At 42.7% G+C, this 6,420-nt stretch carries 5 protein-coding genes; 2 read left to right on the top strand and 3 right to left on the bottom strand.

The window, feature by feature from the left end; translation table 11 throughout:
• Positions 1–129 precede the first annotated feature (129 nt).
• Positions 130–1,365, bottom strand: a complete 1,236-nt coding sequence (locus CALSC_RS06155) for a glycosyltransferase family protein (protein ID WP_088240513.1) — start codon at positions 1,363–1,365, stop codon at positions 130–132.
• 155 nt (positions 1,366–1,520) lie between these two features.
• Positions 1,521–4,244: a CBS domain-containing protein gene (locus tag CALSC_RS06150; RefSeq protein WP_088240512.1), complete on the bottom strand. Its 2,724-nt coding sequence runs from the start codon at positions 4,242–4,244 to the stop codon at positions 1,521–1,523.
• Positions 4,245–4,397: 153 nt separating this feature from the next.
• Between CALSC_RS06150 and psbZ the strand changes: the two genes are divergently transcribed.
• Both psbZ and ribH read left to right on the top strand, forming a co-directional pair.
• Positions 4,398–4,586 carry a photosystem II reaction center protein PsbZ gene (gene psbZ / locus CALSC_RS06145; RefSeq protein ID WP_088240511.1) on the top strand — a complete coding sequence of 63 codons (189 nt, stop codon included), beginning with the start codon at positions 4,398–4,400 and terminating at the stop codon, positions 4,584–4,586.
• A gap of 202 nt (positions 4,587–4,788) precedes the next feature.
• Positions 4,789–5,367: a 6,7-dimethyl-8-ribityllumazine synthase gene (gene ribH / locus CALSC_RS06140; protein WP_088240514.1), complete on the top strand. Its 579-nt coding sequence runs from the start codon at positions 4,789–4,791 to the stop codon at positions 5,365–5,367.
• A 535-nt stretch (positions 5,368–5,902) separates the two neighbouring features.
• On the opposite strand, the gene CALSC_RS06135 is transcribed toward ribH, so the two are convergent.
• Positions 5,903–6,420 (bottom strand): HEAT repeat domain-containing protein (locus CALSC_RS06135; protein ID WP_143288171.1); only part of this gene is annotated, 518 nt, incomplete at its 5' end.

The following is a 6,420-nucleotide window of genomic DNA, read 5'->3' as shown; positions in this document are numbered from 1 at the left end:
GTCTTTGATGCGGAGAGTAATCATTCGTGCATTCCTTAAGGATTGATAAGTTATTAAGCGTGTTCTGAAACTGAATACACCATCTGTACGGTATATTTCGGAAAAAATGCAATCAATTTTGTACCCTATTTATGGGAGAAAAACTAAATCACTTATCTTTTGAGCCGCACCAGATTCACCCCTAACGCTTTTTAACTTATTTCGCATATCTGCTAATTTATCTGGATTTTGCAAGTAGTCTAAAACCATTTCCCCCAATTCTGAGGGATGCAATTTACCAACCAATTCTGGTACTATTTCCTCCTGTGCCCAAATATTCGGCCATGCTAATAAACCCTTGCGTTGGATAAATAACCTATTAATAGCCTTAGCAAAACCAGAACCAACTAAAGGTAAATTGGCTAATAACCCTGGTAAACCATCCCAAGCCCGCATCGCATCTAATTGTTGGGTGGGAAATAAGACAATCATCGGTATACCAAGAGAACCGAGCTCTGCGGTATTGGCTCCCACGGTGGTTAGACAAATACTGCATTGGGATAAAATCTGGTAAGCAGGATTGGCGGTAATTAGCTCTATGGTTAATCCTGTGGCTGTTTTTAATACTGGAGTATGGGAATTTAATAACTCTGCTGACGAACTTTTAAAGGTATGCACATAAGGGTTTTTTGCAGGATTGGCAAAATCAACTAAGGTTGGTAAGTCCAATGTGGGAGCCACGGGAATGATAAACTTAGTCTGGGGTCTTAGTGCGTGGATATATTCTGCGATCGCTAGTACTAAAGGCACTCCCTGAGATAATTTTGCACTTTTAGATCCTGGCAATAAACCAACTAATTCTGGACGATTGGCAGCAGAGTTGTCATCTCTCTCTTCTTCCCTAGCTGATGCAATTAAATCCCCCACCACAGTAAATTTATGTGCATATTTTGGGGATACTTTGGCTGCAACTTCTGGCTTCATGACTGCAAATCTATCGATTAAGTTATGCCATCTTGCTTCCCACTCTGCATAGACAATTGTCTTATAACCCAGTCGTTTACCAATAATAATGGAGAAAAATTGGTCGCCACCGAGAAATATAACTACCCCTTTACTTCTCCAATCCCAATTATCCTCAGTGGTTCCCCTGAGTAAAAAAGAGAAAAAATATTCTGCACCTTGCACTCTGTCCACTTCTGGATAAGATGCGGCAATATCTACTTCCTTGCCACTAGCATGGGGACAAGGGGATAAAATCACGGAAATTCTTACCTGCGATCTATCCTTTCCCAAACCCAGACGTAACGCCTTAACAACTGGACGTACCCAGGTAGTTACTTCCCCTGGACCATTGGAAAGAATGAGAATATCAATTTGGGACATTTAGATTTGAGACAGTTGTTAGTTGATAGTTGTTAGTTGATAGTTGTTAGTTGTTAGTTGTTAGTTGATAGTTATTTGTTTCATCTCCCCACACTTCTTTCCCTCCATCACTCTATCCCTCCATCACTCTATCCCTCCATCATTCTATCCCTCCATCACTCTTTCCCTCCCAATCGAGGATAATGCTCTATTAAAAACGACTCCGCCTGGGTGCGATCGCAAATTTCCCCATCTAAGGTAGCAGTTAGTAAATCATCTAACATTTCTCGATACTTTGGCCCTGGTTTGTAACCTAATTTTTTCAGGTCATTTCCATTGAGAATTGGTTGGACGTGAGTTAATTCAGTCACATAATACCAAATTTGCCTTCTCAAAATTCTCGGGCAATGTATAGCAATGAGAATTAACATTGGTAATTCATACTGACGCAATAATTTAACTATTTGACTGGGATACTCGTATGTCGGTAGGGATGCTTGTATCTCAGCTTGTGCTGTAGCTAAATTCTGTAATCGTTTAATGCCATCTTCATGTAATTGCAGATTTTTGGCAACTTTCTCCCGATATTGGGGTTCTATATGGGCAATTAAAACCTCTAGACGCATTTGCCACAATATTAAGCCATACTGATGGTCAAATCGCTGTACGCAATACTCTAATAGCTTTAAGCGCCCCAGAAGTTTTCTATCAAGCTTGAGAGTAAAATGAATGCACTTCAATGCTCCTAAACTATCTAATAATTGCAGAGCTAATCGCCAATAGGGAGCCTCTAAAATATGCTTTAATTCTGCTTTGAGTCGAGTTTGTAAAGCCGGGGCGCGATGGTTTTCTTTCGTGGTGCGATCGTAAATTCCACTGTTAATCGCGTAGCGGATATATTCTTGGGTTTGGGACTCAATTTCAAAACCGAAACGCACTGCAAAACGCACCCCACGAAAAATTCTGGTGGGATCTTCAATAAAGCTGTTGGCGTGTAACACCCGAATTTGTTTCCCATCCAAATCTATTAAACCGCCAAAGAAATCCAATAATTTACCAGCATGGGGAGGGGTAAGTTGCAAAGCTAAGGCATTAATAGTGAAGTCCCGTCGATACAAATCTTGACGAATGGAACTCGCTTCCACTTCCGGATTAGCTGCGGGGTAAGGATAAAACTCTGTTCGTGCAGTCGCAATATCTACCCACAATGAATCTAATTCGGAGTCCTTATGCCACAATAAAGCCGCAGTTTGAAAAGCTCCATGAATTTCTAACCGCGCCCCAGGATAAATCTCTTGCAGTGCTTTAGCTAATTCTACCCCAGCCCCCACATCGGCGGATTTATGAAAACCATCCACCACCAAGTCAATGTCTTGAATTAACAAAGTACCAGATACTTTCTCGGCTAACAATAAATCCCGCACGGCTCCCCCCACTAAATAGAGGTGCCAACCCCGTTGTTTTGCCTGTAAAGATGCTTTGGTGAGTAATTCCCACAAAGAAGGAGCTAGGCGTTCCCGTAATTCTGCCAAGTTGGGTAAGTTCCCTACCTCTAACTTAGTACCTTCTGGCTTTTGCCCTCTACCCTTTCCTAATTGATGTAGCTCTCGCAACACATCAGTCCGAGTGACAATACCGATTAAATTTTCATCTTCTAGCACTGGTAATCTGCCAATATCATAGGTCACCATCAAGGACTCAATTTGTGGCAATGTAGTCTCAGGTGTAATAGTTTTCAGGTTTAAGGTCATATAACCCTTAACAGGGGCATGGCTAAAACCGTGGTGTAGGGCAATATCTAAATCTCGCCGGGAAATAATTCCCACCAACTTACCCCCAGCATCCACCACCGATAAACCAGAATGTCCGTAACGCAATAAAATTCGTTGTGCTTGGGCAATGGTAGTTTCCGGGCGAATGGTACGCACGGGAGATGACATTAAATCTCGTGCCCTAGGGGGATGGGGAATTTGAGCCTTTAGCCCTGACAGCAGTTGATTTAATATATCTTGGGTATCAACTCCGCGACAATTTAAAGATGCTGCTTGGGAATGTCCACCACCACCAAGAGGCTGAAATAGCTGATTGAGATTCACATCGGGAATTTGTGAGCGCCCAATTACCGTCAATCGATAGGTTTCTCCTTCCCGACTGAGATATTCATTTGCCAACAGCAAGGCATCAATTTCTGTTAACTCCACTAACTCAGATGCCAAACTAGACAATCCCGGCACAAATCCATCTGTATTCAGAACTACCCAAGCAATTGTATATCCCCTAACGCATAAATATTGCATTTTGTCAAGGGCTATAGCTAATAGCTGCTGTAATTGTGGTGATAATCCTGGTTCTACATATTCAGCCACAACAGACAAACTAGCTCCTTGTGCCATTAACCAGGCTAAAGCGAGGGCATCCCTTGGTGTGGAACAATCATACATGAGGGAACCAGTATCTACATGGATACCCAAAGCCATCGCTGTAGCTTCTGCTGGAGTCAATTGAATTTGCTGCTGTTGTAATTTCTCAGCAATGAGGGTAGTGGTGGATCCCACTTCAGAAATATGTAATTGGGTGGCGGGAATATCTCCTTGTTGTCCCAAGTGATGATCGTAGAGAATTATTCCTTGCAATTGGGGTAAATCGAACCATGAGGCGGCCTTTCCCAAGCGATCGCGGTACTGGGTATCCACTACAATCAAAGAACGGATTTTTTTGGGGTTTACCGAACGTCTTTCAATTAAAGGATATTCATCCCGATGCAGTGCCAAAAAATCCCTTACAGGTGGATGAGCGCCCCCAGTCAAGACAATTTTACTCCCAGGTAATAGCCGTGTGAGTCCTACCGCCGCTCCTAAGGCATCAAAATCTGCTGTGGTGTGACATAAAATTAAGTCCATAATAATTATTATCGGCGATCAATAGGGGCAACACAAAGACTAAAAAGACTAAAACGATGATTTTTCTGATAATTTACAAATAGGCGAAATCTGTCAGCCCTCAGGTGCCAGATATCCTATTTTTAATACTTAGTCGTCTTGGGAGAAGGGAAAATGAATATCATATTTCAAGTTGCTTTATTAGGATTAGTCTTTTTGTCTTTTGTGATGGTAATTGGCGTACCTGTTGCCTATGCCTCTCCCCAAAATTGGATTGAATCTAAAAAGTTCCTGTGGATTGGTTCTATTGCCTGGGCTATTTTAGTTATTGCTGTGGGGGTCTTAAACTTTTTCGTAGTTTAAGCCACTGCTATGACCAGTCCCAGGCAAATAGCATGGAGAATACAGGGGTAGAAGAGTAACTGAAGAAAACATGGATTATCGAGTATAAAGAAGAAAAAGCGATCGCTTTGATTCTTGAACCATGCTTCAGGGCTCTACTGCTCCTGTCATTTCTGACAAAAAATGTGTGTTTGCCAAAAGTATAGTAGATTTAGAGGTGGTCATGGCAGTTTTTGAAGGTACCTTTACTCAAACAGAACCATTGCGATTTGCAATGGTCATTGGTCGATTCAACGATCTAGTTACCAATAAGCTACTAGAAGGGTGTCAAGATTGTTTAAAACGCCACGGTGTAGATGCTAATCCCCAAGGTTCCCAAGTAGACTACATATGGGTTCCTGGCAGCTTTGAAGTTCCTGTGGTAGCTCGCCAATTAGCACTCTCCCAACGTTATGATGCTGTGATTTGCCTGGGTGCCGTTATCCGGGGACAAACTCCTCATTTTGATGTAGTCTCATCTGAAGTCGCGAAAGGCATCGCTGCTGCGTCTTTTCAAACTGGCGTACCAGTCATATTTGGTATTTTGACCACCGATACTATGCAACAGGCTTTAGAAAGAGCAGGTATCAAAAGTAACTTGGGCTGGGAATATGCCATGAATGCCTTGGAAATGGCTAGCTTAATGCGGAATTTGCGCCCTAATATCACCCAGGCATACTCAGATAATTCTCAATCCTTACCGGCTTCTCTTCCCGGTCAAATTGTTGGGACATTGACAACTGAATCGGAAGATTTGGCTTGAAGTCAGGAAGAGGCAGGGGAGCAGGGAGCAGGGAGCAGGGAGCAGGGGAGAAACTCCATACATGAATGTAGGGGCTTGAAATAGCGATGCAGCGTGGTCTTGAGGTTTCCCCCATGAGCGACTGCATCAAGAAAGGAATCATTGAGCCTTGTGCTTATGCATCGCGGCACAATTATTTCTAATTTTTCCACAAATAAATTTGGGGGCTTGTATCCTTTTCTTTTTCGGTCAGTAGGTCGGCGTAAGAGATTCAAGGTATGTTATTACATAGGGTCTGCTGAATAACTGAAAAATATTGATTTATCAATGCTTTGAGGCTATTTTATTGGGGAAGGGCGTGCAAGGAAATTAGGATTTTAGGTTTAAAATCCTTGCATCTGTTATTCTTGATGGCAAAAAGAATAGAAATAAAGAGGCTGGAACTACTCCCTACTCCCTACCCCCACCAAAAGACTTTTATGCCTAACGGCACGCTCCGCGAACAGCAAGCCCTACATAGGTTTATTTGCGCCTACTTACTTAACTCAAGTTTGGATTAGGAATACTGAGTTTTGTTGTGGCGATCGCACAATGCCTGTGCTTTTTGTCGCAACCAGTCTACGGGTTCGTTTTCTTTCCTCTCTTCTAGCAGGGGGAAGGTATGGGGATGGCTGGGATAGAGGTTAGCTAGGGCGACTAGGCATAATTCGCGGACGTGAAAGCGATCGGAGTATTTAACATCTGATGTGGGTGATTCGTCATTTACGGCACGATCTTTTAAGATTGCTAGGGTTTGGGGGAGGTGTCGAAAGTGTTCTACTAAGGCGAGTATGGCGGTATAGCGAACATATTTATCTAGGGTTGTATCCCCAGCAGCTTGTTGGAGGAAGGTAAATGTTTCTTTTCGCTGGCTAAACTTTTTGCCTAAAGCACCAATCGCACTGCGGCGAACATATGTATCTAGGGTTGTATCCCCAGCAGCTTGTTGGAGGAAGGCAAATGTTTTTTCTTGCTGGCTAAAGTTTTGAGCTAAAGCATCAATAGCACTGCTGCGAACATATTTATCTAGATTTG

Source organism: Calothrix rhizosoleniae SC01 (assembly GCF_900185595.1).
Taxonomy (GTDB): Bacteria; Cyanobacteriota; Cyanobacteriia; order Cyanobacteriales; family Nostocaceae; genus Calothrix_A; species Calothrix_A rhizosoleniae.
Note: the sequence above shows the minus strand (reverse complement) of the source record. Positions and strands in the feature narration are given on the sequence as shown.